The organism is Agromyces mediolanus, from assembly GCF_014648575.1.
Lineage (GTDB): Bacteria > Actinomycetota > Actinomycetes > Actinomycetales > Microbacteriaceae > Agromyces > Agromyces mediolanus.
In genome coordinates this window covers 1,153,999-1,179,308 of sequence record NZ_BMRJ01000001.1, presented here as the reverse complement: position 1 = coordinate 1,179,308, position 25,310 = coordinate 1,153,999, and the positions used below count along the sequence as shown (strand labels likewise).

General features: G+C 72.7%; 27 protein-coding genes and 1 pseudogene. 12 read left to right on the top strand and 16 right to left on the bottom strand.

Annotated features, from left to right (window positions below; translation table 11 throughout):
- Nucleotides 1-199: 199 nt before the first annotated feature.
- From IEY71_RS05655 to IEY71_RS05625, 7 genes are read right to left on the bottom strand one after another with little or no spacing between them, the layout of a single operon-like run.
- A complete protein-coding gene (locus tag IEY71_RS05655; protein WP_189084282.1) occupies nt 200-598 on the bottom strand; it encodes a RidA family protein in 399 nt (132 codons plus the stop codon).
- Nucleotides 598-1,437, bottom strand: a complete 840-nt coding sequence (locus tag IEY71_RS05650; protein WP_189084281.1) for an ABC transporter permease — start codon at nt 1,435-1,437, stop codon at nt 598-600. Before IEY71_RS05650 ends, IEY71_RS05655 begins: the two co-directional genes overlap by 1 nt.
- Nucleotides 1,434-2,267 (bottom strand): ABC transporter permease, encoded by an 834-nt coding sequence (locus IEY71_RS05645; protein ID WP_189084280.1) that lies wholly within the window; start codon nt 2,265-2,267, stop codon nt 1,434-1,436. The genes IEY71_RS05650 and IEY71_RS05645 overlap by 4 nt, the downstream gene beginning before the upstream one ends.
- The gene (locus IEY71_RS05640) at nt 2,264-3,091 is read right to left on the bottom strand and encodes an ABC transporter ATP-binding protein (protein ID WP_189084279.1); all 828 of its coding nucleotides are present in this window, start codon (nt 3,089-3,091) and stop codon (nt 2,264-2,266) included. The genes IEY71_RS05645 and IEY71_RS05640 overlap by 4 nt, the downstream gene beginning before the upstream one ends.
- Nucleotides 3,092-3,129: 38 nt before the next feature.
- Complete coding sequence (locus tag IEY71_RS05635; RefSeq protein WP_189084278.1) at nt 3,130-4,104, bottom strand: LLM class flavin-dependent oxidoreductase; 975 nt, start codon at nt 4,102-4,104, stop codon at nt 3,130-3,132.
- 3 nt (nt 4,105-4,107) lie between these two features.
- A complete protein-coding gene (locus IEY71_RS05630) occupies nt 4,108-5,538 on the bottom strand; it encodes a dihydroorotase (RefSeq protein WP_189084277.1) in 1,431 nt (476 codons plus the stop codon).
- Complete coding sequence (locus IEY71_RS05625; RefSeq protein ID WP_189084276.1) at nt 5,535-6,485, bottom strand: alpha/beta hydrolase; 951 nt, start codon at nt 6,483-6,485, stop codon at nt 5,535-5,537. Before IEY71_RS05625 ends, IEY71_RS05630 begins: the two co-directional genes overlap by 4 nt.
- A 280-nt stretch (nt 6,486-6,765) precedes the next feature.
- Here IEY71_RS05625 and IEY71_RS05620 point away from each other — a divergent pair, with 280 nt between their 5' ends.
- The 4 genes and pseudogenes from IEY71_RS05620 to IEY71_RS05605 all read left to right on the top strand — a co-directional run bounded on the left by IEY71_RS05620 (nt 6,766) and on the right by IEY71_RS05605 (nt 10,388).
- Nucleotides 6,766-7,812 carry a putative F420-0 ABC transporter substrate-binding protein gene (locus IEY71_RS05620; RefSeq protein ID WP_189084275.1) on the top strand — a complete coding sequence of 349 codons (1,047 nt, stop codon included), beginning with the start codon at nt 6,766-6,768 and terminating at the stop codon, nt 7,810-7,812.
- A gap of 62 nt (nt 7,813-7,874) precedes the next feature.
- Complete coding sequence (locus IEY71_RS05615) at nt 7,875-8,978, top strand: putative F420-0 ABC transporter permease subunit (protein WP_373292256.1); 1,104 nt, start codon at nt 7,875-7,877, stop codon at nt 8,976-8,978.
- 102 nt (nt 8,979-9,080) lie between these two features.
- Nucleotides 9,081-9,590, top strand: a pseudogene (locus IEY71_RS18605) (ABC transporter ATP-binding protein); the annotation flags it as partial.
- 342 nt (nt 9,591-9,932) lie between these two features.
- Nucleotides 9,933-10,388 (top strand): nucleoside/nucleotide kinase family protein, encoded by a 456-nt coding sequence (locus IEY71_RS05605; RefSeq protein WP_229781536.1) that lies wholly within the window; start codon nt 9,933-9,935, stop codon nt 10,386-10,388.
- 21 nt (nt 10,389-10,409) lie between these two features.
- Here the strand turns inward: IEY71_RS05605 and IEY71_RS05600 are convergent, their stop codons facing one another.
- The 6 genes from IEY71_RS05600 to cofE form a co-directional block, all read right to left on the bottom strand.
- The gene (locus IEY71_RS05600) at nt 10,410-10,952 is read right to left on the bottom strand and encodes a hypothetical protein (RefSeq protein WP_189084272.1); all 543 of its coding nucleotides are present in this window, start codon (nt 10,950-10,952) and stop codon (nt 10,410-10,412) included.
- Between the two features lie 88 nt (nt 10,953-11,040).
- Entirely contained in the window at nt 11,041-12,069 is a 1,029-nt protein-coding gene (gene fgd, locus IEY71_RS05595) for a glucose-6-phosphate dehydrogenase (coenzyme-F420) (RefSeq protein ID WP_229781535.1), read from the bottom strand.
- A gap of 30 nt (nt 12,070-12,099) precedes the next feature.
- Nucleotides 12,100-12,831: a 2-phospho-L-lactate guanylyltransferase gene (gene cofC / locus IEY71_RS05590; RefSeq protein WP_189084271.1), complete on the bottom strand. Its 732-nt coding sequence runs from the start codon at nt 12,829-12,831 to the stop codon at nt 12,100-12,102.
- The gene (locus IEY71_RS05585; protein WP_268243554.1) at nt 12,828-13,826 is read right to left on the bottom strand and encodes a TIGR03557 family F420-dependent LLM class oxidoreductase; all 999 of its coding nucleotides are present in this window, start codon (nt 13,824-13,826) and stop codon (nt 12,828-12,830) included. The genes cofC and IEY71_RS05585 overlap by 4 nt, the downstream gene beginning before the upstream one ends.
- A gap of 210 nt (nt 13,827-14,036) precedes the next feature.
- Entirely contained in the window at nt 14,037-14,765 is a 729-nt protein-coding gene (locus tag IEY71_RS05580) for a GntR family transcriptional regulator (protein ID WP_189084270.1), read from the bottom strand.
- A gap of 93 nt (nt 14,766-14,858) precedes the next feature.
- Complete coding sequence (cofE, locus tag IEY71_RS05575) at nt 14,859-15,629, bottom strand: coenzyme F420-0:L-glutamate ligase (protein WP_189084269.1); 771 nt, start codon at nt 15,627-15,629, stop codon at nt 14,859-14,861.
- A gap of 112 nt (nt 15,630-15,741) precedes the next feature.
- Between cofE and IEY71_RS05570 the strand changes: the two genes are divergently transcribed.
- The 5 genes from IEY71_RS05570 (at nt 15,742) to IEY71_RS05550 (ending at nt 20,076) form a co-directional block, all read left to right on the top strand.
- On the top strand, nt 15,742-15,957 hold the full coding sequence (locus IEY71_RS05570) for a hypothetical protein (RefSeq protein WP_189084268.1): 216 nt from the start codon (nt 15,742-15,744) through the stop codon (nt 15,955-15,957).
- A 158-nt stretch (nt 15,958-16,115) separates the two neighbouring features.
- Complete coding sequence (locus IEY71_RS05565; protein WP_189084267.1) at nt 16,116-16,961, top strand: exodeoxyribonuclease III; 846 nt, start codon at nt 16,116-16,118, stop codon at nt 16,959-16,961.
- 166 nt (nt 16,962-17,127) lie between these two features.
- The gene (locus IEY71_RS05560; protein ID WP_189084266.1) at nt 17,128-17,982 is read left to right on the top strand and encodes an ABC transporter ATP-binding protein; all 855 of its coding nucleotides are present in this window, start codon (nt 17,128-17,130) and stop codon (nt 17,980-17,982) included.
- Nucleotides 17,983-18,023: 41 nt separating this feature from the next.
- Nucleotides 18,024-19,052, top strand: coding sequence for an aliphatic sulfonate ABC transporter substrate-binding protein (locus tag IEY71_RS05555; protein ID WP_189084265.1), 1,029 nt, complete (start codon nt 18,024-18,026; stop codon nt 19,050-19,052).
- Nucleotides 19,053-19,062: 10 nt separating this feature from the next.
- Nucleotides 19,063-20,076, top strand: coding sequence for an ABC transporter permease (locus IEY71_RS05550; RefSeq protein WP_189084264.1), 1,014 nt, complete (start codon nt 19,063-19,065; stop codon nt 20,074-20,076).
- Nucleotides 20,077-20,156: 80 nt separating this feature from the next.
- On the opposite strand, the gene IEY71_RS05545 is transcribed toward IEY71_RS05550, so the two are convergent.
- From IEY71_RS05545 to IEY71_RS05535, 3 genes are all read right to left on the bottom strand, one after another.
- Nucleotides 20,157-20,753: an NADPH-dependent FMN reductase gene (locus IEY71_RS05545; protein WP_189084263.1), complete on the bottom strand. Its 597-nt coding sequence runs from the start codon at nt 20,751-20,753 to the stop codon at nt 20,157-20,159.
- A gap of 91 nt (nt 20,754-20,844) precedes the next feature.
- Complete coding sequence (locus tag IEY71_RS05540) at nt 20,845-21,606, bottom strand: DNA alkylation repair protein (RefSeq protein WP_189084262.1); 762 nt, start codon at nt 21,604-21,606, stop codon at nt 20,845-20,847.
- Nucleotides 21,607-21,685: 79 nt separating this feature from the next.
- Entirely contained in the window at nt 21,686-22,123 is a 438-nt protein-coding gene (locus tag IEY71_RS05535; protein ID WP_189084261.1) for a hypothetical protein, read from the bottom strand.
- A 296-nt stretch (nt 22,124-22,419) separates the two neighbouring features.
- On the opposite strand from IEY71_RS05535, the gene IEY71_RS05530 reads away from it, so the two are divergent.
- The 3 genes from IEY71_RS05530 to IEY71_RS05520 form a co-directional block, all read left to right on the top strand.
- Nucleotides 22,420-23,874: a DUF6421 family protein gene (locus IEY71_RS05530; RefSeq protein ID WP_189084260.1), complete on the top strand. Its 1,455-nt coding sequence runs from the start codon at nt 22,420-22,422 to the stop codon at nt 23,872-23,874.
- Between the two features lie 120 nt (nt 23,875-23,994).
- A complete protein-coding gene (locus IEY71_RS05525; RefSeq protein ID WP_189084259.1) occupies nt 23,995-24,666 on the top strand; it encodes an SDR family NAD(P)-dependent oxidoreductase in 672 nt (223 codons plus the stop codon).
- 129 nt (nt 24,667-24,795) lie between these two features.
- On the top strand, nt 24,796-25,310 hold a 515-nt coding region (locus IEY71_RS05520), incomplete at its 3' end, for an NADPH-dependent FMN reductase (RefSeq protein WP_189084258.1).

The following is a 25,310-nucleotide window of genomic DNA, read 5'->3' as shown; positions in this document are numbered from 1 at the left end:
AAGACGTCACTATTCGTGGGTGGCGGCGCCCGCGCGCCCACGAATAGTGACGTCTTGCCGGGAGGGTGGCGGAAGGGGGGAGGGGGAGGGGCCGGGCGGGCACGACGAAGCCGGCCCCCGTCATCGCGCATGAAACGGGGGCCGGCAGTCTCTCGCCACGAGCGCCGAGCACGCAGCGCCGAGCACGCAGCGCCGCGACTCAGCCCGAGGGCACCGCCGCGATCGCCTCGATCTCGAAGCGGTAGTCGGGTCCGGCGAAACCGGCGACCTGGATCAGCGTCGACACCGGGAAGTCGTGCGTGAAGTACCGGGCGCGGATGGCCCGCAGCTCGTCGCGCACGAGCTGGAAGTCGTCCCGCACGAACACGTTCACCTTCACGACATCCGCCGCCGTCGCCCCGGCCGCTTCGAGCACCCTCACGAGGTTCTCGAAGGCGAGCTCGATCTGCGCCGCCGGCTCGGCCGGCATCGTGCCGTCGGGCCGCATGCCGATGATCCCGCTGAGGAACACCAGGTCCCCGCCGGAGACCCGGATCGCCTGGCTGAAGTCCGCCGTGGGCGGGTACACGCCCTCGGGGACGACGATCTGCTTGTGCATCAGGAGGCCCCCGCGATCTTCCGGTCGTCGTACCACGGCGCCAGGCGGCGTCGCAGCGTGGAGATGAGCAGCAGCGTCAGGTTCGCGATGATCACCATCACGATGACCATGGCGATCGCGTCGTCCATCTGGAACTGGTACGCGGCGTACTCGAGCATGTGCCCGAGCCCGCCCGTGCCGCCGAGGAACTCGCCGAGCACCTCGCCCGTGAAGCCGAGCGCCGCGCCACGCTGGATGCCCGACAGGCTGTACGGCAGCGTCGCCGGCACGATGATCTTCCAGCCGAGGGCGACGCCGTTCACCCCGTACACCCGGCCCGCGTTCACGAGCGAGGTGCTGACCGTGACGGCGCCCTCCATCGTGTTCAGGATGATCGGGAACACCGCCAACAGGAACACCAGCGCGATCTTCGACTCGCTGCCGAGCCCGAGGCCGAGGATGAACAGCGGCGCGAGCGCCACCTTCGGCGTCGAGTACAGCAGCCAGAGGAACGGCGCGACGGTGAACCGCAGCACCGGCGACCAGCCGACCGCGAGGCCGACGGTGACGCCGACCACGACGGCGATGACGAGGCCGATCGCGACGTTGCCGAGGCTGTAGCCGAACGCGCCCCAGAACTCCGGGTCGACGAGCAGCTTGCCGAACGACACCGCGATCGCCGAGGGCGGCGGCAGGAACGACGCCGGGATGAGCTGCAGCCAGCTGACCGCGGCCTCCCAGATCAGCAGGATGGCGGCGATGACGCCGACGAGCAGCCAGGTCCACTTGGCCTCGCTCCGCCGGATCACCCGCCGGGGGCGCACGATGCGCATCGTGCCGGTCGCACTGGTGACGGTCATCGCCGGCCCTTCCTCGTCCACGGGGCGGCCCATCGTTCGACGAGGGTCACCACCTGGGTCATCCCGACGCTCCACGCCACCACGATCGCGATCGCGGCGAACGCCTGGTCGGTCTGGTACGTGTTGGCCGCCTTGATGATGAGCGCGCCCATGCCGGAGGCCGAGCCGGCGAGCTCCGCCACGACCATGCCGATCGTCGCGAGCACGACCGCCTGCCGGAGCCCGGCGAAGAGGAACGGCACCGTCGACGGCAGGTACACCGAGCGGTACAACTGCGTGCGGCTCGCGCCGTACACCTTGCCCGCCCGGATGATCGAGGCGTTCGTGGTGCGCATGCCCGCCGCCACGTTCAACAGGATCGGGAACAGCGCGCTTACCGCGACCAGGAAGATCACCGGTCCGATGCCGAAGCCGAACCAGGCCTTCGCGAGCGGCTGGTACGCGATCGTCGGGGTCGCGTAGATCGTCCACGCGATCGGCCCGACGACGCGGTCCATCGGCAGCGAGCTGCCCATCAGCAGGCCGACCGGGATCGCGATCACCGCGGCGATCGCGAAGCCGATGAGCCACGCCTGCGCCGAGATCAGCATGTTCGGCCACAGCGTGCCGCCCGCGACGAGCTCGACGAAGCCCTGCGCGATCGCGGTGGGCGGCGGCAGGAACACGGGGTTGATCCAGCCGAACACGCCGACGACGAGCTGCCACACGACGAGCATGACCACGACCTCGATCGCGAGCACGCCCGCCTTGCCCGCCGGACTGAGTCCGGCGAGCCAGGCGCCGATGCCGCCCCGGCCGAGGTTCGGCCCGGCGGCGAGGAAGGCGCTCATTTCGAGACCGCCGCCGCCGTGGCCTCGCCCTGCAGGGCGTCCCAGAGGTGGTCGCGCAGCTCGAGGAAGCGCGGGTCGTGCTGGATGCTGCGCTCGGAGCGCGGGCGCTCGAGCCCGGTCTCGATGATCTCCTTGATGGCGCCGGGGTGGCTCTTGAACACCACGATCCGGTCGCCGAGGAGGATGGCCTCCTCGATGGAGTGCGTGATGAACAGCACCGTCTTGCCGGTGGCCGCCATGAGCTTCTCGATCTCGTCGCGCATCACCTCGCGGGTGAGGGCGTCGACGGCGCCGAGCGGCTCGTCCATGAGCAGGATGCGCGGCTCCGCCACGACCGCGCGGGCGAGGCCCACGCGCTGCTGCATGCCGCCGGAGAGCTCCCGCGGGTAGGACTGCTCGAAGCCGGCGAGCCCGACGAGCTCGATCGCCTCCTGCACGCGCTCCCGCCAGCCGGCGCCCTTCAGCTCCTTCTGCATCTCGAGGCCGAACTTCACATTGTCGAAGACCGTGCGCCACGGCAGCAGCGCGTAGTCCTGGAACACCACCGCGCGGTCCGGCCCGGGCCCGGTGACCGGCGAGCCGCCGACGAGCACCGTGCCCGTCGTCGGCTTCACCAGTCCCGCGACGACGTTCATGAACGTCGTCTTGCCGCACCCCGACGGCCCGAGCACGGTGATGAACTCACCCTCGTGCACGTCGAGGTCCACGCCCTCGATGGCCGTCAGCCGCTTGCCCGTTCGCGCTACGTCGTAGCTCACCGACAGGTCGCGCACCGAGATCAGCGGCGCACCCGCCTCGTTCCGTTCGATTGACGTCGTCGTCATCTCATTCTCCATTTCGGGGGCGCGGCGGAGCTGCCGCGTCAGCGCATCTTCGGCAGCACCTCGCTGCCGAGCAGCTCGATCTGGTCGAAGAACTTGTCGAACTTGAACCGGAAGTCGAACACGACGTGCTCGACGCCCGTCGCCTCGAACTTCTTGAGCTCGGCGACCGCTTCATCGGGGTTGCCGACGATGAGCTGGCCTTCCAGGTCCTCGACGGTCTCGAAGCTACCCGACGGCGGCTTGACGGCGAACTTGGCCTTGTTGGCCCAGGCGAGCAGGCCGGGCACGTTCACGTGCTTGAGCGCCTCCTCGCGGGTCTCCTCGATCGAGGTCGGCGGGATGACGGCGACGGTCGGCATCGGGCGGCCCGAGGCATCCGTCATCTCCTTCATGACCTCGATGCGCTTGGCCATCGAGGCGAGGGAGATGCGGCCCGGCATCCAGCCGTCGGCGTACTCGGCCGCGAGGCGCGCCGAGCGCGGCGTCGCGCCGCAGTACCAGAACGGCACGCTGCCGCCGACGGGCTTCGGCTCGATCGTCACGTTCTCGAAGGAGAAGATGCCGTCGTCGTAGGTGACGTCGTTCTCGGTGAAGACCCGCTTCAGGATCTCGGCGTTCGAGCGCACCATGTCGACGCGGTTGAGGTCGCCCCAGCCGATCGCCTCGAACTCGTGGTCGAAGGTGCCGGCGCCGAAGCCGAGGATGAGGCGCGGCCCGAGGAGCTGGGTCATCGTGCCGGCCATGAGGGCGGTGACGAGCGGGTGGCGGAACGGGATCAGCGACCCGGTGCCGAGCTCGAGCTTCTCGGTGACGGCGCCGATCGCGGTGAGCGTCGTGAGCGCGTCGTAGAAGGTGCGGTTCGGCTTCTCCATCTCGCCGTGCGGCTCGAACACCAGGTGGTCGCGCACCCAGACCGAGTCGAAGCCGAGCTCCTCGGCGCGCTTGGAGCCCTCGAGCAGCTTCTCCTTGCTCGCCTCTTCGCCGAAGTGCGGCAGCAGCAGTCCGAATTTCATGTGTCAGTTCCCTTCCTTCGCGGCGAGCGCGGGTTCGGCGGCGCGTGCCGCATGTGCTGCGGCCGGGGCGGCCGCGAGCTTTCCGTGACCGGGGGCGCCGACGACCTCGCCGTCGGCGTACACGTCCTGGCCGCGCACGAGGGTGCGCTCGATGCGGGCGCTGATGGTGCGCCCGTCGTACGGGGTCCAGCCGATCTTCGAGAGCACGTCGTCGTTCGTGATCGTCCACTCGTGGGCGGGGTCGGCGATGACGAGGTCGGCGTCGGCGCCGACCTGGATGGTGCCCTTGACGCCGGCGAGGCCGAACTTGTCGGCGGGGATGGTCGCGACCATGTCGACGGCCCGCTCGAGGGTCAGCTCGCCGCGGTTCACGGCGTCGAGCATGAGCTCGTAGTAGTACTGGATGCCGGGCGTGCCGGTGTGCGCGCTCCACATCTCGGTCCAGCCGATCTCCTTCTCCTCGCGCGTGTGCGGCGCGTGGTCGGAGCTCGCGATGTCGATGGTGCCGTCGCGCATGCCCTCCCAGATGGCGGCCCGGTTGTCGTCGGGCACCCAGTAGGAGAGGGCGTACGGCCCGAGGGTCTCGACGTCGTTCCAGGTGGAGAGGAACGGCGCCCAGTGGTTCACCTCGCAGGTGACGTCGATGCCGGCGGCCTTCGCCCGGCGCACCGCCTCGATCGAGCGGCGGGTCTGGATGTGCGCGATGTGCACGGGGCATCCGGATGCCTCGGCGAGCCGCAGCACGACGTCGATCGCCGTGTCCCAGATGACGCCCTCGCGGGCGGCGTACGCGGAGGCGTAGCCCTGCGGCGTGTTCTCGCCGCGGGCGAGCACCTCGCCCTCGATGTAGTCCATGAGCGCCTGGTCGTGCGGGTGCACGATGAAGCGCTTGCCGGTCTTCGCGATGCGGTCCATGATCTGCAGCAGGTGGCCGTGGTCGTGGATGCCCGTGCCGGCCGGGTGCGGGTAGGTGCGGCCCGTGTCGACGACCATGTAGATCTTGAAGGCGTTGATGCCCATCTCGGCCATCGGCTCGATCTCGTCGAACTTCGTCGGCGCGGGGTTGTGGTTCCAGTCGACGATCGAGGTCGAGGCGTAGCGCTCGAACACGTCGGTGAGGGTCTCGACGTCGACGGTCGGCGGGTTCAGGTTCGGCATGCCGAAGATGGTCGTGACGCCGCCGGCCGCCGCCTGGCGGGTCGTGGTGAGGATGTCGTCCTTGTGCTCGTAGCCGGGCTCGCGGGTGTGCACGTGCACGTCGACCATCCCGGGGAGCACGAGGCGCCCGGTGGCGTCGACGGTGCGCGCGGCGTCGATCGCGACGTCGGGGCCGACGAGGCCGGCGATGCGGCCGTCGTGCACGAGCACGTCGGCCCGCTCGGGGCCGGCGGGGGTGACGACGGTGCCGCCGGCGATTCTGAGGTCGATGGTCACTTCGGTGCCTCCATGAGCTCGATGGTCTCGCCCTGCTCGGGCGAGGTGGTGGTGCGCACGACGACGTCGCTCGGCCGCACGTAGCGGTCGAGCCAGTCGACGATGAGCGGGGTGGTCTGCTCCCAGTAGCGGTCGTAGGCCGCGTAGTGGGTGGTGTGCCGCTGCATGATCAGCTGCTTCGGCCCCTTCGCCGCGGCGTAGAGGGCCTCGGCGTGGTCGGTGGGGGTGGTCGCGTCGCCCTCGACACCGATCACGAGGAGCGGGGTGCGCAGGCGGTTCGCGGCGTCGATGGGGCGGTAGGCGAGGATCTCCTCGGCGCAGGACAGCGGGATGGCGCTGGGGATGCGGTCGTCGACGTCGGCCTTGATGTTCGTGGCGCGGCGCTCGGGGGTCGGCACCATGATCTCCTCGCGGGGGTGCACGAGCCGGCCCTGGCCCGTGGCGACGCGCAGCCGGCGGTCCTCCTCGAGGCTCGCGAGGAAGGCGAGCCAGGCGTGCTCCTCGCGCATGCGGTGCAGCCAGTCGGTGCCGTCGGCGACGGGCACCTGACTGACGGCCGCCTTCACGCGGGGGTCGACGTCGGCGAGCAGCACGGCGTTGCCGCCGCCGGTTCCGCCGGTGCCGAAGACGCCGATGGCGTCGGCGACGACGTCGTCGCGAGTGGTGAGGTAGCTCACGGCGTTCACGAGGTCCTGCAGCTGGCGCGCGGGCGAGAGGATGCCCCGGTCGCCCTCGGAGTCGCCGAAGCCCCGGTAATCGAAGACGAGCACGGCGAAGCCGGCCGCGACGAGCGCCTCGTGGTAGCGCACGTAGAGCTTCGCGTCCTTGAGGCCGAGCCACCCCGGCCCCTGCACGATGGCCCGGTACGGGCCCGGCGTCTCGGGCGTGCGCCAGATGGCGGCGATGCGATCGCCCTCGCTGTAGAACTCGACGCCTGTGCTTCTCATGCGGGTCCTCCCGGATCTCGACGCTTCCTTGCGCGGGGCCCGGCACGCGGCGGATGAATCGGCATCCGCGGTGTCGATCGGAAGCTTCCGATCGGGCCCGCCGAGCCCATCATGTCGTATCTTGGATCCAGAATCCAGTATTGATCCGAGATCGTGCTCGGAGCTAAGCTCTTCTGCGACGGCCGGGCGGGATTGCCCGGTGTCAGTGGTCCGGGATTGGGCCGCGAGTCGCCGACCTCGTCGGATTCCCCATCGCTCGCCCCTGCCCAGGAGACCCCGCATGACCACCAGTCCCACCCGTCCCCGCCGTTCGGCCCGCGGCGCCCGCCTCGGCGGCCCCGCGCTCGTCGCGACCGCGCTCGGCCTCGCCGTCGCCTCGACCGTCGCGCTCGCCGGCTGCGCCGCGCCCGCCTCGGCCGAGCGCCCCGAGGCATCCGCCCCGGCCGCGAGCGGCTACCCGCTCACGCTCGACAACTGCGGCACCGAGGTCACCTTCGACGCCGCGCCCGAGCGCGTCGTCACGATCAAGTCCTCCACGCTCGAGCTCATGCTCGCGCTCGGCCTCGGCGACCGCGTCGTCGGCACGGCCTTCAGCGACGGGCCGGTGCCCGAGGAGTACGCCGACGCGCTCACCGGCGTGCCGGCCGTCTCGGACAAGGTGCCCTCGCAGGAGGCCACCCTCGAGCTCGAGCCCGATCTCGTCTACGCCGGCTGGGAGTCGAACCTCTCCGCCGAGGGCGCCGGCGAGCGCTCGCAGCTCGCCGCGCTCGGCGTCGCGAGCTACGTCGCCCCGGCCGCCTGCAAGGGCGCCGGCTACATGCCCGACCCGCTCACCTTCGACGAGGTCTTCCGCGAGTTCGAGGAGCTCGGCGCGATCTTCGACGTGCCGGATGCCGCGGCCGAACTCGTCGCCGAGCAGCGCGCCGCGCTCGACGCCGTCGAGCCGAACGCCGACGGGCTCACCGCGCTCTGGTACAGCTCAGGCAGCGACACGCCCTTCGTCGGCGCGGGCATCGGCGCCCCGCAGATGATCATGGACGCCGCCGGCCTCGAGAACGTCGCCGCCGAGGTGCGCGACACCTGGACCTCGATGAGCTGGGAGGCGATCGTCGACGCCGAGCCCGACGTGATCGTGCTCGTCGACGCGCCCTGGAACACCGCCGCGTCGAAGATCGAGCTGCTGCAGCAGAACCCGGTGACCGCGGCGCTGCCGGCGGTCGCGCAGCAGCGCTTCCTCGTCGTCGACTTCCCCGCGACCGAGGCGGGCGTGCGCAACGTCTCGGCCGTGCAGTCGCTCGTCGAGCAGCTCGGGACGCTGGCGGGCTGATGCGCGCGGCCGGGCGGACGGAGACGACGGTGCGGGCTACGGGCCCGGCCGGGGTCGACGGGCTGCGCGCCGCGCCGACGGGTGTGGTCCCGGGCGGCACGGCCTCGCGCGGGCCCGCCTCGCGCGGGCCCGCCTCGCGCGGGCGGCGGGGCGGCGGCCGCGCCCTCGCGGCTGGGCTGGTCGGGCTCGTGCTGCTCGCGGTCTCCCTCGTCGTCGCCGTCACGCTCGGCCCGGCGGACCTCTCCCCCGGCGAGGTGCTCGCGAGCCTCGCCGCGCACCTCGGCTTCGGCGAGCCGACGCTGTCGCCGCTGCGCGACGGCATCGTCTGGCAGCTGCGGATGCCGCGCGTGCTCACCGCCGCGGCCGTCGGGGCGGGCCTCGCGCTGTGCGGCGCGGTGATGCAGGCCATCACCCGGAACCCGCTCGCCGACCCCTACCTGCTGGGGCTCTCCTCCGGCGCCTCCGTCGGCGCCGTCGTCGTGCTCGTGCTCGGCTGGGGACTGCTGCTGCCGCTCGCGGCCTTCGGCGGCGCCGTGCTCGCGCTCGTCGCGACCCTCGGCCTCGCCCTGGCCGCCGGGCGCGGCGGCCGGCTCGCCCCGACGACGACCGTGCTCGCCGGCGTCGCCGTCACGAGCGTGTTCGGGGCCATCACGAGCCTCGTCATCTTCTGGAGCGCGACGAACGACAGCTACCGCGAGATCCTCAACTGGCTGCTCGGCTCGCTCTCGGGCACCGATTGGACGTCGGTGGCGATCGCCGGCGGCGCGCTCCTCGTGGTCGGCGCGCCGCTCATCGCGAGCGCCCGCACGCTCGACGCCTTCGCGGTGGGCGAGTCCGGCGCCGCGGCGCTCGGCGTGCACGTCGCCCGCAGCCGGGCGCTGCTCCTCGGCGGCACCGCGCTGCTCACCGGCGCCCTCGTCGCGGTGAGCGGCTCGATCGGCTTCGTCGGCCTCGTGCTGCCGCACGCCGTGCGCCTCGTCATCGGCCCGGGCCACCGCGCGCTGCTGCCCCTCTCGGCCATCGCGGGCGCGATCTTCCTGGTCTGGGCCGACACCGGGGCGCGCACCCTGTTCGATCCGCGCGAGCTGCCGGTCGGCATCCTGACGGCCCTCATCGGCGGCCCGGTGTTCGCATGGCTGCTGCTCCGCTCGAGGAGGAACGCATGACCGGCGAGCACCACATCGGCGGAGGCGCAGCACTCGCGTGGCTGCTGCTCCGCTCGAGGAGGACGGCATGACCGGGACACTGCTCCGCTCGAGGAGGAACGCATGACCCTGGATCTCGATCGGGTGCGCTTCACCCGCGGCGGCCGCACCATCATCGACGGCGTCGACGCGACGCTGCCCGGCGGCGCACTCACCGCGCTCATCGGGCCGAACGGGGCCGGCAAGTCCACCCTGCTGCACCTCATCGCCGCGATCGAACGGGCCGACGACGGCGCACTCGCCCTCGACGGCCGGGAACTCGGCCGGATGCGCCGACGGGAACGCGCCCGCCTCGTCGCCCTCGCCGAGCAGCAGGCCGAGCTCGACCCGCAGCTCACCGTCTCGGCGGCCGTGCTGCTCGGCCGCACACCGCACCTCGGCGCCTTCGCGCCCGCCGGTCCGCGCGACCACGCCCTGGTCGCGCACGCCCTGGCCGCGAGCGGCGCGGCGCACCTCGGCGAGCGCCAGATCGGGCAGCTCTCGGGCGGCGAGCGCCAGCGCATCACGCTCGCCCGCGCCCTCGCTCAGGAGCCCGAGCTGCTGCTCGCCGACGAGCCCACCAACCACCTCGACCTCTCAGCCCAGCTCGTCGCGCTCGAGCTGCTCGCCGGCCTCGCCCGCGGCGGGCTGACGGTCGTCGCGGCGCTGCACGATCTCAGCCAGGCGGCGGCCTACGCCGACCACGTGCTCGTGCTCGCCGAGGGGCGGGTCGTCGCCGCAGGGCCGCCCCGCGAGGTGCTGACGGCGCAGCTCGTGCACGAGGTCTACGGCGTCCGCGCCGAGATCATCGACCACCCGATCACCGGCCGGCCGCTCGTCGCAGTCGCCGGCGGGGCGGCCGCGGAGGCGGCGACGGCGGCCCCCGGCGCGGTCCCGGCCGGCACCGGCGGCACCCCGAGCGCGTAGCCTGGAGGCGTGAGCGAATCGGTCGTCGACGGCATCGCCGCCGAGTTCCTGCACAACGCGAATCGCGGACGACGCCTCGTCGCGGTCGACGGGGCGGATGCCGGGCGCGCCGCCCGCTTCGCCGACGCCCTGGCGCAGGCGATCGCCGGGGCATCCGGCGACGACGTCGTGCGCCGCTCGCTCGGCGCGGTGACCGAGCCGGAGCTCCGCAGCGGCACGGTCGAACCCTTCCGCGCGGGCGAGGATGCCGGAGCCGACGCCGTGCTCGTGGTCGACGGCCAGGGACTGCTCGACGACGCGGTGCGCGGCATCTGGCACTTCTCGGTCTGGACCCTCGCGGGCGACGAGCTGCCGCACTCCGGCGCGAACGTCATCGTCGACCTCTCCGACGAGGGCGCACCGAGCCGCTACTTCTACGACTACTGCGCGATCCCGCCGAGCGTGAACCGCCCCGGCCTGCACTGAGCGGGCGGGCTCGGCACTCGACTACGCCCGCTCCCAGACGGTGACGTTCCCGTTCGGGCTCGGCACGAACCCCGCCTCGTCGAGGGCGCGCCGGGCGCGGGCCGAGAGCGGTCGCATGTCGTCGCGCGCGGCATCCAGGATGGACGCCGAGGTGCGCAGCCCCCAGCTCCGACGCCCGGCATCCACGTCGATCCCGGGGAGGAACCGGCGGCGCACCGTGATCCGGTGCACCTGCGAGAGGGGCACGATGAGCTCGCCGCGGGAATCGCGCCATCGGATCGAACCGGTGCTGATCGAGAGCACCCCCCGGCGGCGGAACGGCCGCGCGACCACGATGCCGAGGCCGGCGACGGCGAGGAACACGACCCCGCCGAGGAGCAGCAGCGGCTGCGGGCCGATCACCCCGCCGCGTGCATCGACCACGAAGAACGCGGTGACGACCGCCCCCGCGGCGAGCACGAGCGCGGCCGCGAGCACCGCGTGCATCACCCCGCTGCGGGCGCGCAGCGCCGACATCTCGAGCTCGGCCCGCCCCTCGCGCACCGTCCAGCCCGTCGCCGTCATGTCACGAGTCTGACACGGCGGGCCGGTGCCCGGGCCGGGCCCGGCGCGCTCACCCACGCGCCGGGCCCGGAGCTCGCGTGCGGCCGCCTCAGCCGCGGACGCGGAGGCGCGGCGCCAGGTCGCGCTCGAAGAGCTCGAGGAAGCGGCGCTGGTCGTGGCCGGGCGCGTGGAACACGAGGTGGTTGAAGCCCCAGTCGATGTACTGGCCGATCTGCTCGACGACGGCGTCGGGGTCGGTGCCGACGATCCAGCGCTTCGCGATCTGCTCGATCGGCAGCGCGTCGGCGGCCCGCTCCATCTCGACCGGGTCGGTGATGTCGTGCTTCTGCTCCTTCGAGAGCGAGAGCGGCGACCAGAACCGGGTGTTGTCGAGGGCGGCCTCCTCGGTCTCCTCGTAGGAGAGCTTGATCTCGATCATCCGATCGAACTCGTCGAAGGTGCGCCCGTCGGTGCGCGCCGCGAGACCCTCCTTCACGGCGGGCATGAGCTGCTCGGCGTAGAGCTCGGCACCCTTGCCCGAGGTGCAGATGAAGCCGTCGCCGGCGCGGCCGGCGTACTTGGCGACCTGCGGTCCGCCCGCGGCGATGTAGATCGGCACGGCGGTCTCGGGCCGGTCGTAGATCGAGGCGTCGTGAGTCGAGTAGTACTCGCCCTCGAAGCTCACCTGCCCCTCCTCGTTCCAGAGCGCGCGCATGAGGCGCACGGACTCGCGGAGCCGGGCGTAGCGCTCCCGGAACTCGGGCCAGTCCTGCTCGCCCGCGCCGCGGAAGCCGGTGGCGATCTCGTTCAGCGCCTCACCCGAGCCGAAGCCGGCGATGATGCGGTCGGGGTAGAGCACGCCGAGCGAGGCGAAGGCCTGCGCGAGCACCGCGGGGTTGTAGCGGAACGTCGGCGTCATCACGCTCGTGCCGATCTTCACCGTGCTCGTGCGCTCGCCGACGGCGGCCATCCAGGCGAGCGAGAACGGTGCGTGGCCGCCCGTGTGCCGCCACGGCTGGAAGTGATCGCTCGCGAACACCGACTCCATGCCGTGGCCTTCGGCGGCGACGGCGATCTCGACGAGCTCGCGGGGGTCGAACTGCTCGGCGCTGGCCTTGTACCCGAGGGTGAGGGTCACGATTGGTCTCCTTCTGCTGGGAACTGCTGATCACTGAGAACGTGCGGGGGCCGCCGGGGCTTCCGCGGCGTCCGGGGCGGGCGGATCGGATGCCTCGGCCGGCGCATGCGGCAGCGCCTCGTCGGCGAAGGCGGCGACGACCTCGGCCGTGCGCGGGCCGACGCCGAGCCCGAGGGCCGCTTCGAGCGCCTCGACGGTGTCGACGTCGCGCCGCAGGCCGAGGTCGATGCTGCCGATCGCGGCGAGGTCGGCGAAGCCGGCGGCCCGGTGCGCGGCGGCGGAGTCGGGCCCGAAGCCGGGCTCGAGGCCCGTGCCGGCGAGCGCGGTGACGAGCGTCGTGCCGGTGCCCTCGAGGTCGGCCACGAAGGCGAGCCGGTGGCCGCAGGCGGCCTCGAGCGCCCCGTCGAGCGCGGCGGAGCGAAGCGCAGGCAGGTCGCCGAGGAGCACCGCGAGGTGCCGCCCGCCGCCGTGCCTGACGTGCGCGATGCCGAGCTCGATCGCGGCGGTCAGGCCGGGTTCGCCCGACTCGGGCACGAGCTCGACGTCGGGGAGCGCGGCGAGTTCCGCGCCGAGTTCGGGCTCGGCGGTGACGACGACGACCTCGGCGACGCGTTCGGCGTTGCGCACGGCATCCACCGTGTCGAGCGCGAAGGCGCGGGCGAGGGCCGCGCGCTGCTCGTCGCCGAGCTGCGGGCGCAGCCGCGACTTCGCCGCGGCGAAGAGCTTCACGGGGATGACGACCACCCAGTCGCCGCCGCTCATGGCCGCAGCCCCGGCAGGACCTCGCGGCCGAAGACCTCGAGCCATTCGAGCTGGTTGCGGCCGACGTTGTGCAGGTAGATGCGGTCGAAGCCGAGGTCGAGGTGGCGCTGGATCTCGGCCCGGTGCAGATCGGGGTCGGCGGAGACGACCATGCGGCCCGCGAAGTCCTCGGGCCGCACGGTGCGGGCGAGCTGCTCGACCTCGAAGGGGGAGCGGATGTCGCCGCGCCCGAAGCGCATGCCGGCGATCGGCCACTCGGCGAGCGCGTTGCGCATCGCCTCCTCGTCGGTCGCGGCCCAGGAGAGGTGCAGCTGCAGCACGCGGGGCATCTTGGCCGCGTCGCGGCCGCCGTCGCGGGCGCCGTCGGCGAAGCGCGCGAGCAGCACCTCGAGCCGCTCGGAGGGGCCGCTCTGCGTGATCAGACCGTCGGCGACCCGGCCGGCCCGCCGCGCGGTGACGGGGCCGGCGGTCGCGATGTAGATCTCGGGGGCCGTCTTCGGCATGGTCCACAGCCGGGTGGACTCCATCTTGAAGCTGGGGCCGGCGTGGCGCACGTCGCGCCCGGCGATCGAGCCGGCGAAGAGCTTCTTGATGAGCTCGACGGCCTCGAACATGCGGGCGATGCGGTCGGGGGGCTCGGGCCAGTACGCGCCGACGACGTGCTCGTTGATCGCCTCGCCGGAGCCGATGCCGAGCCAGTGCCGGCCGGGGTACATCGAGGCGAGCGTCGCGCTCGCCTGGGCGACGACCGCGGGGTGCATGCGGAACGTCGGCGTCGTGACGCCGGGCCCGAGGTCGCCCCGGGTTGCCGCGCCGACCGCACCCAGCACGCTCCACACATGCGAGGCCTGGCCGAGACGCGGCAACCACGGCTGGAACGGATCGGTGGCCATGGTGCCGCTGAAGCCGTGACGCTCCGCCGCAGCGGCGAAGGCGACCGCGTCGGACGGAGGGAACTGCTCGAGCATGGCGGCGTAACCGATGTGCACTGACACCCCTCCATCCTGACGCGTCGTCGTACCGGCGTCACGCGAGCGAACTCGCGAGGCGGGTCCACCTCCCGCGGGGACAGTCTTTCGGATACTGGATCCAAAAGCAAGTGCGCCAGCGCCGGTCGTCGCCGCGGCGGTTCAGCGCGCACCGCCTCAGCGCGCACCGCCTCAGCGCGCACCGCCTCAGCGCGCACCGCCTCAGCGGGCACCGACTCAGCGCGCGGCGGCGCCGCCCTCGGCGGAGAGCATGGCGAGCACGGCGTCCCGCACGCCGGTGAGGTGCGAACGCAGCACCTCGGCCGCGGCATCCGCGTCGCCCGCCTCGACGGCCGCGACGAGCTCCTCGTGCGAATGCCCGTGCTCGCCGCCGCCGACGAGCCGCCAACCGAGCACGTAGCGGCCGACCTTCAGCCGCAGCTGCTCGATCATCTCCCAGTGCACCGGGCGGGCGGCCGCGCCGTAGAGCTCCGCGTAGAACTGGGTGCGGGCGTCGACGAAGTCGGCGCCCTCCTCCTCGGCGTCGGCCGTCCGGCCGAGCTCGCGCAGGCGCGCGATGCGCTCGGGCGTCATCTCGTCCATCGAGTGCCGCAGCGCATCGATCTCGAGCAGCACGCGGATGTCGTAGACCTCGCGCGCCTGCTCCGCCGACAGGGCCTTCACGACCGCGCCACGCCGGGCGTGGAACTCGACGAGACCGTCGGCTTCGAGCTGGATGAGCGCCGAGCGCACGGGCAGCCGCGACACGCCGATCGTCTCGGCGAGGGTCTCCTGGCGGAGCTTCTGCCCGGGGGCGAGCGTGCCGTCGAGGATCGCGTCGCGCAGGATGTCGTACGCCATCGTGCCGACCGAGCGGTATCCCGCCTGGTGCCGACCGGCCAGTTTCTGCAGCGCTTCGGCGCTCGGCGCGCTCGCTCCGGCGGTGCGGGTCTCGCGTTCGCTCATGGCGACGAGGCTAGCGGATGGATGGGCGCCGGGCACGCAAATTGGATCCAAGATTTCGGAACCGCGGCGCTCCCGCTGCGGCACGCCCCTCGCTCAGCGCTCGCCGCCCTCCGCCTGCGCCTCGTCGAAGCCCGCACGGTACCCCTCGTCGTACGCCTCGTCGGCGCCGAGCCGGAAGAGGTCGCGGTCGGAGGGCCGCTGGATGGACCGTGCGCCGGGCAGGTCGAGGTCGCCCACGTAGCGATCGAGCCCGCGCACGACGGCCACCGGCACCCCGGCGCTCTTGCCCTTCACGAGCTCGCCGGCGCCCGCGATCTCGTCGGCGACGCACGGCATGGTCACCGCGAGGGCCTTGCCCGAGGCATCCACCTGTCCGCGCAGGTCGTCGAAGACGTGCACGCCGGCCGCCCCGATGGCGATGTCGGTCTGCCCCTCGCGCCACGGACGGCCGAGCGTGTCGGAGAGGATGACGCCGACGCGGCGGCCGGTGAGCTCGCGCAGCCCGGTCGCGAGCGCGCGCGCCGAGCCGTCGGGGTCGACGGGCAGCAGCAGCACCGTGCCGTCCGGGGAGTTCGAGGCGTCCACGCCCGCGGCGGCGCCGACGATGCCCTGCCGGTTCTCGACGATGCGGGTGACGCCGCCGTCGTACTCGCGCGTCGCGACGACGCGCACCGTCTCGGCGGTGATCGCCGCCTCGCGGTCGGATGCCTCGACGATCCGACCCTCGGCCTTGGAGACGATCTTCGAGGTCACGACGAGGATGTCGCCGTGCTCGAGCGAGGCGGCCCCCGCGATGATCGCCGCCAGATCGGCGCCCGCCGTGATCTCGCCGATGCCCTCGACACCTTCGACGCTGAATCCCATCGTCGCCTCCTCGCTCGGCTTCGATCATGGCAGCAATGCCGGGCGGGCGGCAGCCGGGCGATTCGGCTGGGTACACTTCCAAAGTCCTGGCCGAGCACGAGGAGGAGCCGCAATGTCGCAGTCCCGAGCGTCGCGCGACGAGATCTCGGCACGGGTCTGCGGCACGATCGCCGTGGTCGCCGGCGCCGCGCTCGTCTGGATGGCCGCCTCGATCGGGTCGACGGGCGGGGAGTGGAGCTACTCGATGCTGGGGAGCTTCATCCCGCTGCTCTTCGCGCTCCAGGGCCTTCGGCTCAGCCGGGCGCCGGGCACGAAGTGGCCTCGGTAAGCCTCGTCACCTCGATCGTCGGCCTGGTGCTCGGCGGCGTGACGTTCATCTGGTTCCTCGTGCTGCTCATGCAGTCCGTCAGCGTCTGATCGCGCGGCGCCGCCCGGCCGCCCCTGCCCGTGCCGGCGGCGTCGGATGCGGCGGATACGCTGGATCCCATGCGCATCGCCACCTGGAACGTCAACTCGATCCGCACCCGCGTCGGCCGTGTCGTCGACTGGATGGTGCGCGAGGACGTCGACGTGCTCGCGATGCAGGAGATCAAGTGCAAGCCCGAGCAGTTCCCGCACGAGGCGTTCGAGCAGGCCGGCTACGAGCTCGCGATCCACGGCCTCAACCAGTGGAACGGCGTCGCCATCGCGAGCCGCTCGCCCATCCACGACGTCGAGCACGAGTTCCCCGGCATGCCCGGCTTCCTGAAGGGCCACGAAGGTCCCGACCTGCCCCGCGAGGCCCGGGCGATCGGCGCGACCGTCGACGGCGTGCGGCTGTGGAGCCTGTACGTGCCGAACGGCCGCGCCCTCGGCGACCCGCACTACACCTACAAGCTCGACTGGTACGCGGCGCTCACCGAGTACACCCGCGCCCAGACGAGCGCGCACCCCGAGGTGCCGTTCGCCCTCATGGGCGACTTCAACGTCGCCCCGCTCGACGTCGACAACGGCGACCCCACCGTGATCGTCGGCCAGACGACGCACGTCTCCCCCGCCGAGCGCGAGGCGTTCTTCACGCTCGAGAACGCCGGCGTCAGCGACGTGGTGCGCGCCCGCGTGCCCGAGGGCCTGTTCACCTACTGGGACTACAAGCAGCTGCGCTTCCCCCGCAACGAGGGCATGCGCATCGACTTCATCCTCGGTTCCGAGGCCTTCGCCGAGGCCGTCACGAGCGCGTCGATCCACCGCGACGAGCGCAAGGGCGACGCGCCGAGCGACCACGTGCCGGTGCTCGTCGAGCTCGACCTCGGCGGCGACGACGACGGCGACCTGCCGATGATCTTCGGCTGACGAGCCCGCGGTTCCGCGCGCCCCGTGTTACGCCATGGGTCGTGACGGGCTGACAGCGCGGGCGTCGGCTGGGTACCGTCGGGGCATCCACCACCGCCCTGCGCGCTGATCTCCCCCGATGGGCGCCGCCGTTCGGTTCCGGCGAGCCCGGAACCCGGGAGCCCAGATGCCAGCGACGCCGACGAGCACGAGCGCAGCCGCGCTGCCCGTGGAGTTCCGCGGCGTCGCTCGCGCGTTCCCGACCGCCGCGGGCGCCCGGCCGGTGCTCCGCGACGTCGACCTCGTCGTCGAGGCCGGCGAGATCCTCGCGATCCTCGGCCCGAGCGGCTGCGGCAAGTCGACCCTGCTGCGCATCGCGGGCGGCCTCGACCGGCCGACGAGCGGGCGGGTCACGATCGCCGGCAGCCCCGTCGCCGACTACGACGCGCGCAGTGCGATCGGCTTCCAGGAGCCCCGGCTGCTGCCGTGGCGCACCGTCGCCCAGAACGTCGCCCTCGGCCTGCCCCGGGGCACCCCGCGCGCCGCGGGCCGGGCGCACGTCGCCCGCCTGCTCGAACTCGTCGGGCTCGCCGAGTTCGCCGAGCACCGCCCGCGCGAGATCTCCGGCGGGATGGCGCAGCGCACCTCGCTCGCCCGGGCGCTCGCCCGCTCGCCGCACGTGCTGCTGCTCGACGAGCCCTTCGGCGCGCTCGACGCCCTGACCCGGCTCCGCATGCAGGACCTGCTGCTCGAGGTCCACGCCGCCGAGCCCACGACCGTGCTCCTCGTCACCCACGACGTCGACGAGGCGCTGCAGCTCGCCGACCGCATCGTCGTGCTCGGCGCCGAGGCGGACACCGACGCGACGCCGGGAGCGAGTATCCGCCAGACCGTCGTCGTGCCCGGCACCCGGCCCCGCGACCGCGGCTCCGCCGAGCTCGCCGAGCTCCGCGGCCGCCTGCTCGACGGGCTCGGCATCGACCGGCACGGCGCCGCCCGCGGCATCCAGTCCACCAGCACCATCCCGGCGTTCCCCTACTGAGCGCGCCGGGCCCCGTCTGCACCCCACCCCCGAGGAGTCACATGTCCCGCACCAGTCTCATCCGCACCGCGCTCGTCGCGGGCGCCGCGGCGAGCGCCCTGCTGCTCTCCGGCTGCGTCGCCGGCGAGGGCCAGGCCGCCGAGCCGGCCCCGAGTGCCGAGTCGGGCTCGCTCGAGGGCCAGACCCTCGCGATCGACTTCGCCACCTACAACCCGCTGAGCCTCGTCATCAAGGACCAGGGCTGGCTCGAGGACGCCGGGCTCGACGTCACCTGGGTGCAGTCGGCCGGCTCGAACAAGGCGAACGAGGCGCTGCGCGCCGGCGCGATCGAGGTCGGCTCGACCGCGGGCTCCGCCGCCCTGCTGGCCCGCTCGAACGGCTCGCCCATCCAGGTCATCGACCTCTTCTCGCAGCCCGAGTGGGCGGCGCTCGTCACGGTCGACGGCACCGGGATCTCCTCGGTCGCCGATCTGAAGGGCACGCAGGTCGCGGCGACGAAGGGCACCGACCCGTACTTCTTCCTGCTGCAGTCGCTCGAGGCCGAGGGCCTCCAGGCCTCGGACATCACCGTGCAGAACCTCCAGCACGCCGACGGCTGGGCCGCGCTGCAGAACGGCTCCGTGCAGGCCTGGGCGGGCCTCGACCCGATCATGGCCGGCGCCGAGGAGCAGGGCGCGAGCCTCTTCTACCGCAACGTCGACTTCAACTCCTACGGCTTCCTGAACGCCACGGAGGACTTCATCCAGAACAAGCCCGAGGTCGCCCAGGCCGTCGTCGACGCGTACGAGCACGGCCGCCAGTGGGCCGAGGAGAACCCCGAAGAGACCGCGCAGATCCTCGCCGACGTCGCGGGCCTCGACCTCGCCGTGGCCACCAAGGTGATCGACGAGCGCACGAACCTCGACGTCGACCACGTGCCCGGCGACGCGCAGATCGCGGTGCTCGAGAAGATCGGCCCGATCTTCGTCGAGCTCGGTGACGTCGCCAGCCAGCAGCAGGTCGACGAGGCGCTCGCCTCGATCGTGAACGACACGTTCGCCGCCAAGGCCGACGCGTCGCGCTTCGAGTAAGGCCGCTCCGATGACGGCGGATGCCTCGCGCGGCGATGCGCTCACGAGCACCGGCCCCGGCACCGGCCGCGCCGGCGCCGGGCTCGGGCGCGCGGGCGTGACCTCGGTCGATCGGCAGTCGAACGCGCCCGTCGCGGACCGCGGCCTCGCGGTCGCCGCCGCCGGGCCGCTCGGCGTCTCCGGGATCGACCGGCGCGAGGCATCCGACCCCCGAGCCGACGGCGTCGGCCCGGCCGGGCCATCCGGCGTCGCCCCGCGCCGCCGCCTCGTCGACCGGCGCTGGTTCCGCATCGCGGGCGGGGCGCTGCTCCCCCTGGTGCTGCTCGTCGCCTGGCAGCTCGCCTCGACCTCGGGCGCCGTGCCCGTCTCGATGCTGCCGAGCCCCGAGATGGTGTGGACGGCCGGAGTCGATCTCGCCGAGCGCGGCCTGCTCGGCCTCTACATCGCGATCTCGACGCAGCGCGTGTTCATCGGCTTCGCCGTCGGCGCCGCGCTCGGCCTCGTCGTCGGTGCCGTCGTCGGGCTGTCGAAGCTCGGCGACATCCTGCTGTCGCCGACGCTCGGCGCGATCCGCGCGGTGCCCTCGCTCGCCTGGGTGCCGCTGCTCATCCTGTGGCTGAAGATCGGCGAGGAGTCGAAGGTCGTGCTCATCGCGATCGGCGCCTTCTTCCCCGTGTACACGATCGTCGCGGCGGCGCTGCGGCACGTCGACCGGCAGCTGCTCGAGGCCGGGCGGGCGTTCGGCCTGCGCGGCGTGCGGCTGCTCTCGGTGGTGCAGCTGCCCGCGGCGGTGCCCTCGGTCGTCTCGGCGCTGCGGCTCGCGCTCGCGCAGTCGTGGCTGTTCCTCGTCGCCGCGGAGCTCATCGCGAGTTCGATGGGCCTCGGCTTCCTGCTCGTGGACTCGGGCAACAACGGCCGGATCGACCGGATCTTCCTCGCGATCATCCTGCTCGCCGTGCTCGGCAAGCTGACCGACGCGGTCGTCGGCCTGTTCGAGCGCTGGGCCGTCCGGAAGTGGGCCTGAGCCGCGGACGGCGCTGACCGGACTCGCACCCTTCCGACTTGCCCGACTTCCATGAACGTCCGGCAAGTCGGGGGTGAAGCTCAGTCGGGGCGCGGCAGCACCGTCAGCACGCGCGTCGTGAACTCGAGGAAGCGGCGCATGAACGTCGCGAGGAACTCCTCGGTGCTCTCGACGGTCACCTCGCCGTCCGGGCCGATCAGCCCCGGCGTGAACTGCAGGTAGGCCTCCGGCGAGTTCATCTGCGGCGCGTTCGAGAAGCTCAGGATGCTGCGCAGGCTCTGCTGCGCGACCGCGGTGCCGATCGCGCCGGTCGACGCGCCGATCACCGCGCTCGGCCGCCCGGTGAGCACGTTCTGCCCCCAGGGCCGGCTCGCCCAGTCGATCGCGTTCTTCAGCGGCCCCGGCAACGAGCGGTTGTACTCGGGCGTGACGAAGAGCAGCGCGTCCGATGCCTGGATGGCCGCCTTGAAGTCGCGGGCCACCTGCGGGTAGTCGGCGTCGTAGTCCCGGCTGTAGAGCGGCAGCTCGCGGTAGACGATCTCGTGGAACTCGAGCTCCGGCGGGGCCAGGCGCTCGAGCGCCCCGGCGAGCTGCCGGTTGATCGAGTCGCTCGCGAGGCTGCCGATGAACACGCCCACCCGGTAGGGCGGCTCGTGGTGGATGGGTTCGATCTGCATGGCGCGATCCTTCCTGCTCCGAGGCGGCGCGGAGCGGCGCCGCGCATCCGGGTCCAGCCTGCACCTGCGACCGGTCGCGCACCAGCCCTGTTCAGCGCAGGGCCCGGTAGCGCGCCCGCTCCTCGGGCGAGAGGTGCTCGCAGGCGTAGCTCAGCATCGTGCGCGGCATCCGCGCGGCGAAGCGGTCGAGGAAGCCGGTGAGCGCGGTCCGGTCGACCCGCTTGCCCACCTCGCGCAGCATCCAGCCGACGGCCTTGTGCAGCAGCGGTTCGCGGTCGTCGAGCAGCCGCTCGGCGATGGCGAGGGTGGGCGCGGCGTCCCCGCCCTTGATCGCCGCGAAGGTCGCGAGCACGGCGACCCGGCGCTGCCAGAGCGAGGCGGAGGCCGCGAGCTCCGCGACGAGCGGCGGCAGCGGCTCGTCGGCGCTCGGGCCGGGGTAGACGACCTCGCCGACGAGCACCTCGGCGCTCGCGTCGACGAGGTCCCAGTTGTCGACCCGGCCGGCGCGCACAGCCACGAGGTACGCCTCGTGCTCGGCGCGGCGCACCGCGTCGTCGCGCCCGCGCGGCCGCCCGGCCCGGCGGAAGCGCTCGACCATGACGAGCAGCCCGGCGAGACGCTCCTCGTGGATCGGGCTCGCGACGAGCTCGGCGGTCTCCGCGGCCGGCAGCGCGAGCGAGCGCCGCACGGTGGCGCGCGTCGCGGGCACCGTGACCCCGATGAAGACGTCGCCCTCGGCGTACTCGCCGGGGCCCGTCTTGAAGAAGCGGGCGGCGCCGGCGGCGCGCTCGGGGGAGGACGCCGCGGCGAGCGCGGCCCGCACCTCGGCGGCGGTGCGCAGGCCCTCGGTCATGCCTGCACCGTACCGCCACCCGCCGCTCCACGACCGGGGCGCGTCCGGCGGTCCGGCGCCGTCGACGCGCGACCCGGGATCAGGCGCGCGGTGCGGCCGGGTCGGCCGGCGCTGCGGGGTCGGTCGGGCTGGCCGGGTCGGCAGGCTCGGCCGGCGCGGCCTCCTCCACCACGACCTCCTCGACGAGCACCGCCTCGGACTCGGCGGGCTCGGTGACGAGCACCGGCGCGGGCACCCGGCGCGAGAGCGCGCCGAAGCCGATCAGCACGGCGAACAGCGCGAGCGAGACGACGAGGCCGACGATGCCGCCGGTGAGCAGCCCCGAGGACACGACGATCTCCGACTGGCTGCCGTAGACGTCGACGGCGGTGCCGGTGCCGCTCGTGAGCGCGGCGTTGAGCGTGGCGTTCGCCTGCGACGTCCACATCGCGCCGATCACCGTGACGACGGCGGAGCCGGCGAGGGCGATCGTCGGCACGACGAGGGCGACGGCGGCGGAGGGGCGGGAGTGGGTCATGAGGGACTCGTTTCGTCTGGTCGAGTTCGGCGGACGCCGAGACGGATGCCGGTGCGCCGGGCCGGTGCGGAGGAGTCCGTCGCCCGGCCTCGAGCGACGGTACGCACGCCCGCTATGCATCCCCTATGCCTCCGCTATCGGATTCGTGTGCGGGCAGGCGATCGCCAGCGTGGATCGTTCGATCGGCGCAAGATTCCCGCGTCGCACCGCAACCAATCGCGGAGCGCGTGCGCCTACCCTGGGATGGGCGGCGATTCTGCGCTGCCGCAGACCACCACGACGACGGGAGGTTCCGAATGTCACAGACCACTCTTGACACCATCGTTGGCGAACCCGAGGTCCTGGAGGACGCGGTCACGCCGGAGACGATCGCCCTCGCGGCCGGGGTCGAGCAGGACCCCGCCTGGCTGGCGCTGAAGGACGCGGCGACCCGGCTGCAGGCGCTCCAGGTGAAGGACGGCTCGGTGCCGGTCGAGACCGACCGCCCCGAGGCATCCGCGCTCGTCGACACGATCGTCGAGTCCGTCGCCGCGCTCGCCCCGCGCTTCCCGCACGAGGCCGCGTACCTGACGGCGCTGCAGGCCGACTTCCGCACCTGGCAGGGCGCCGGCTTCGGCATCCCCGACTTCCTCGACTCGCTCGTCGAGTTCCAGCCGCAGCGGCACCGCGTCGACGGCATCCGCCACCTCGTCGTGTTCCCGATGTACACGCAGAACGGCTCCTCCGACCGCCACGTCGAGGCGCTCGTCGTCGAGACCATCTGGCCGGAGTTCATCGCCGCCCTCGAGGCCGGCGACTACGGCAACAAGCTCTTCGTGAGCCTGCGGCTCGTCGACTTCACGCCCGGCTACGACACCAACTCGGCGGTGCTCTTCCCCGAGACGGTCGCGATGCGCGAGATCCCGCAGTTCACCTGGGGCGCGATCTTCCAGGACCGCGAGGCCGCCCGCTACCGTCGCGTCGTTCGCGCCGCGAGCGAGATCACGAAGCTCGAGCTGCCCGACGATGCCGCGAGCCTCCTCGACGACCAGCAGCTGGCCGAGCGCACCTTCGTGATGTGGGACATCATCCACGACCGCACCCACATGCGCGGGGATCTGCCGTTCGACCCGTTCATGATCAAGCAGCGGATGCCGTTCTTCCTCTACTCGCTGGAGGAGCTGCGCTGCGACCTGACCGCCTTCCGCGAGTCGGTCAAGATCCAGCGCGCGCTCGACGCCCGCCTCGCGGCCGGCGAGGAGCTCACCGAGGTCGAGGAGCAGATGCGCTCGACCGGCAAGCTCGTGCAGTACGCGGTCATCTTCGACCGCATCTTCCGCTTCGCGATCACCGGCAGCCGGGTGCGCAACTACGACGGGCTCGGCGGGCAGCTGCTGTTCGCGTGGCTGCACCAGAAGCACGTGCTGGAGTGGCGCGACGTCGAGCTGAGCTTCGACTGGGACGCCGTCGCCGACGCGGTCGTCGAGCTCGGCGACGCGATCGACCAGCTCTACTGGGAGTCCATCGACCGCCCGAAGACGGTGCACTGGCTGAAGGCGTACGAGCTCGTCACCTCGGTGGTGACGCCGAACCCCGCGTCGGTGTGGGCCGAGGGCCTGCCCCGCGAGGTGCTCGCGGGCCCGCCGAAGGGCTACACCGACCTCGTGATGGACGACGAGTTCCCGCTGTCGATGTTCTTCGAGGCGCTCGACAAGAAGATGAAGCCGGTCATCGAGTCCACGGTCGGCATCACGGGCGCCGACGAGGCCTGAGCACTGGATTCACCGGATCACCCCGGGCGCACGGAGCTTCCGTTCCGGCGCTCGGGGTGATTCGCTTTCGATGGAACACGGCGAGCGCGGCGAGCGCGGGGCGAGCGGATGGAGAACGACATGGTGGATGACTCGACGAACGGGCCCGCGGGCCGGGTCGTGCTGATCGCGGGCGCGACGAGCGCCTCGGGCCGCGCCGTCGCGCGCGCCCTGCTCGACGCGGGCGCCGTGGTGGTCGCCGTCGGCAGCGACCGAGGGCGGCTCGAGGCGATGGCGGACGAGCTCCCCGGGCTCGTCACCGAGCTCGCCGACCTCACCGATCAGCAGCAGGTCTGGCCGCTCGCGATGCGGGTGCACGGCCGCGTCGGCGACGTCGACGGCGTCGTGCACCTCGTCGGCGGCTGGCGGGGCGGCGGCGGGCTGCCCGGGCAGACCGAAGAGGACTACCGCGTCCTCGAGCGCTCCTTCTCCGCGCTGCGCCACCTCAGCCGGGCGCTGTGGGACGACCTCGTCGGCTCCCCCGCCGGGCGGATCACGATCATCTCCTCGACGACCGTCGAGCACCCGACCGCGGGCGGCGCCAACTACACCGCGGTGAAGGCCGCGAGCGAGTCGTGGATGCAGAGCGTCGCGCAGGGTCTCGGCAAGGCCGGCGACCGCGGCGCGGCGGTCACCTTCCGGGTGAAGGCGCTCGAGGGGCTCGAGGAGCGCTTCGCCGAGCGGGTGGTCGCGCTCTGGCACGAGGATGCCGCGGCGCTGAACGGCCGGGTGGAGACGCTCTCGGCGGACTGATTCCGGCCGCCCGGATGTCGCGAGACCGACGACTTCGACGGCGGATCGGCCGAGCCGGGAATACGTTCGCATGGTATCCCGTTGCGTCCTGATGGCCGGGCACGGAGCCCGGCAGGAATCGGAGCACCAGTGACCACCATCGGCTACCTCGTCGGCAGCATCTCGAGCACCTCGGTCAACCGCGAGTACGCGAAGGCCCTCGCGAACCTCGCCCCCGAGGGCGTGCGCCTCGTGGAGATCCCCATCGCCGAACTGCCCTTCTACTCGCCCGACTACGACGCCGACTACCCGCTGGTCGCCCAGAACTTCAAGCAGGCGATCGCCGACGTCGACGGCGTGCTGATCGTGACGCCCGAGTACAGCCGCTCGATCCCCGGCGTGCTGAAGAACGCGCTCGACTGGGCCGCCCGCCCCTGGGGCCAGAACGCCTTCGACGGCAAGCCCGTCGCGGTCACCGGCGCCTCGATCGGCTCGATCGGCACGGCCGCGGCGCAGCAGCACCTGCGTGGCATCCTGGGCAACCTGAACGCGGCCACGCTCGGCCAGCCCGAGACCTTCGTGCACGCGACCGAGGGCCTCCTCGTCGACGGCCGCGTGACCGACGAGGGCCTCGCCGAGTACCTGCGCGGCTTCCTCGGCGCCTT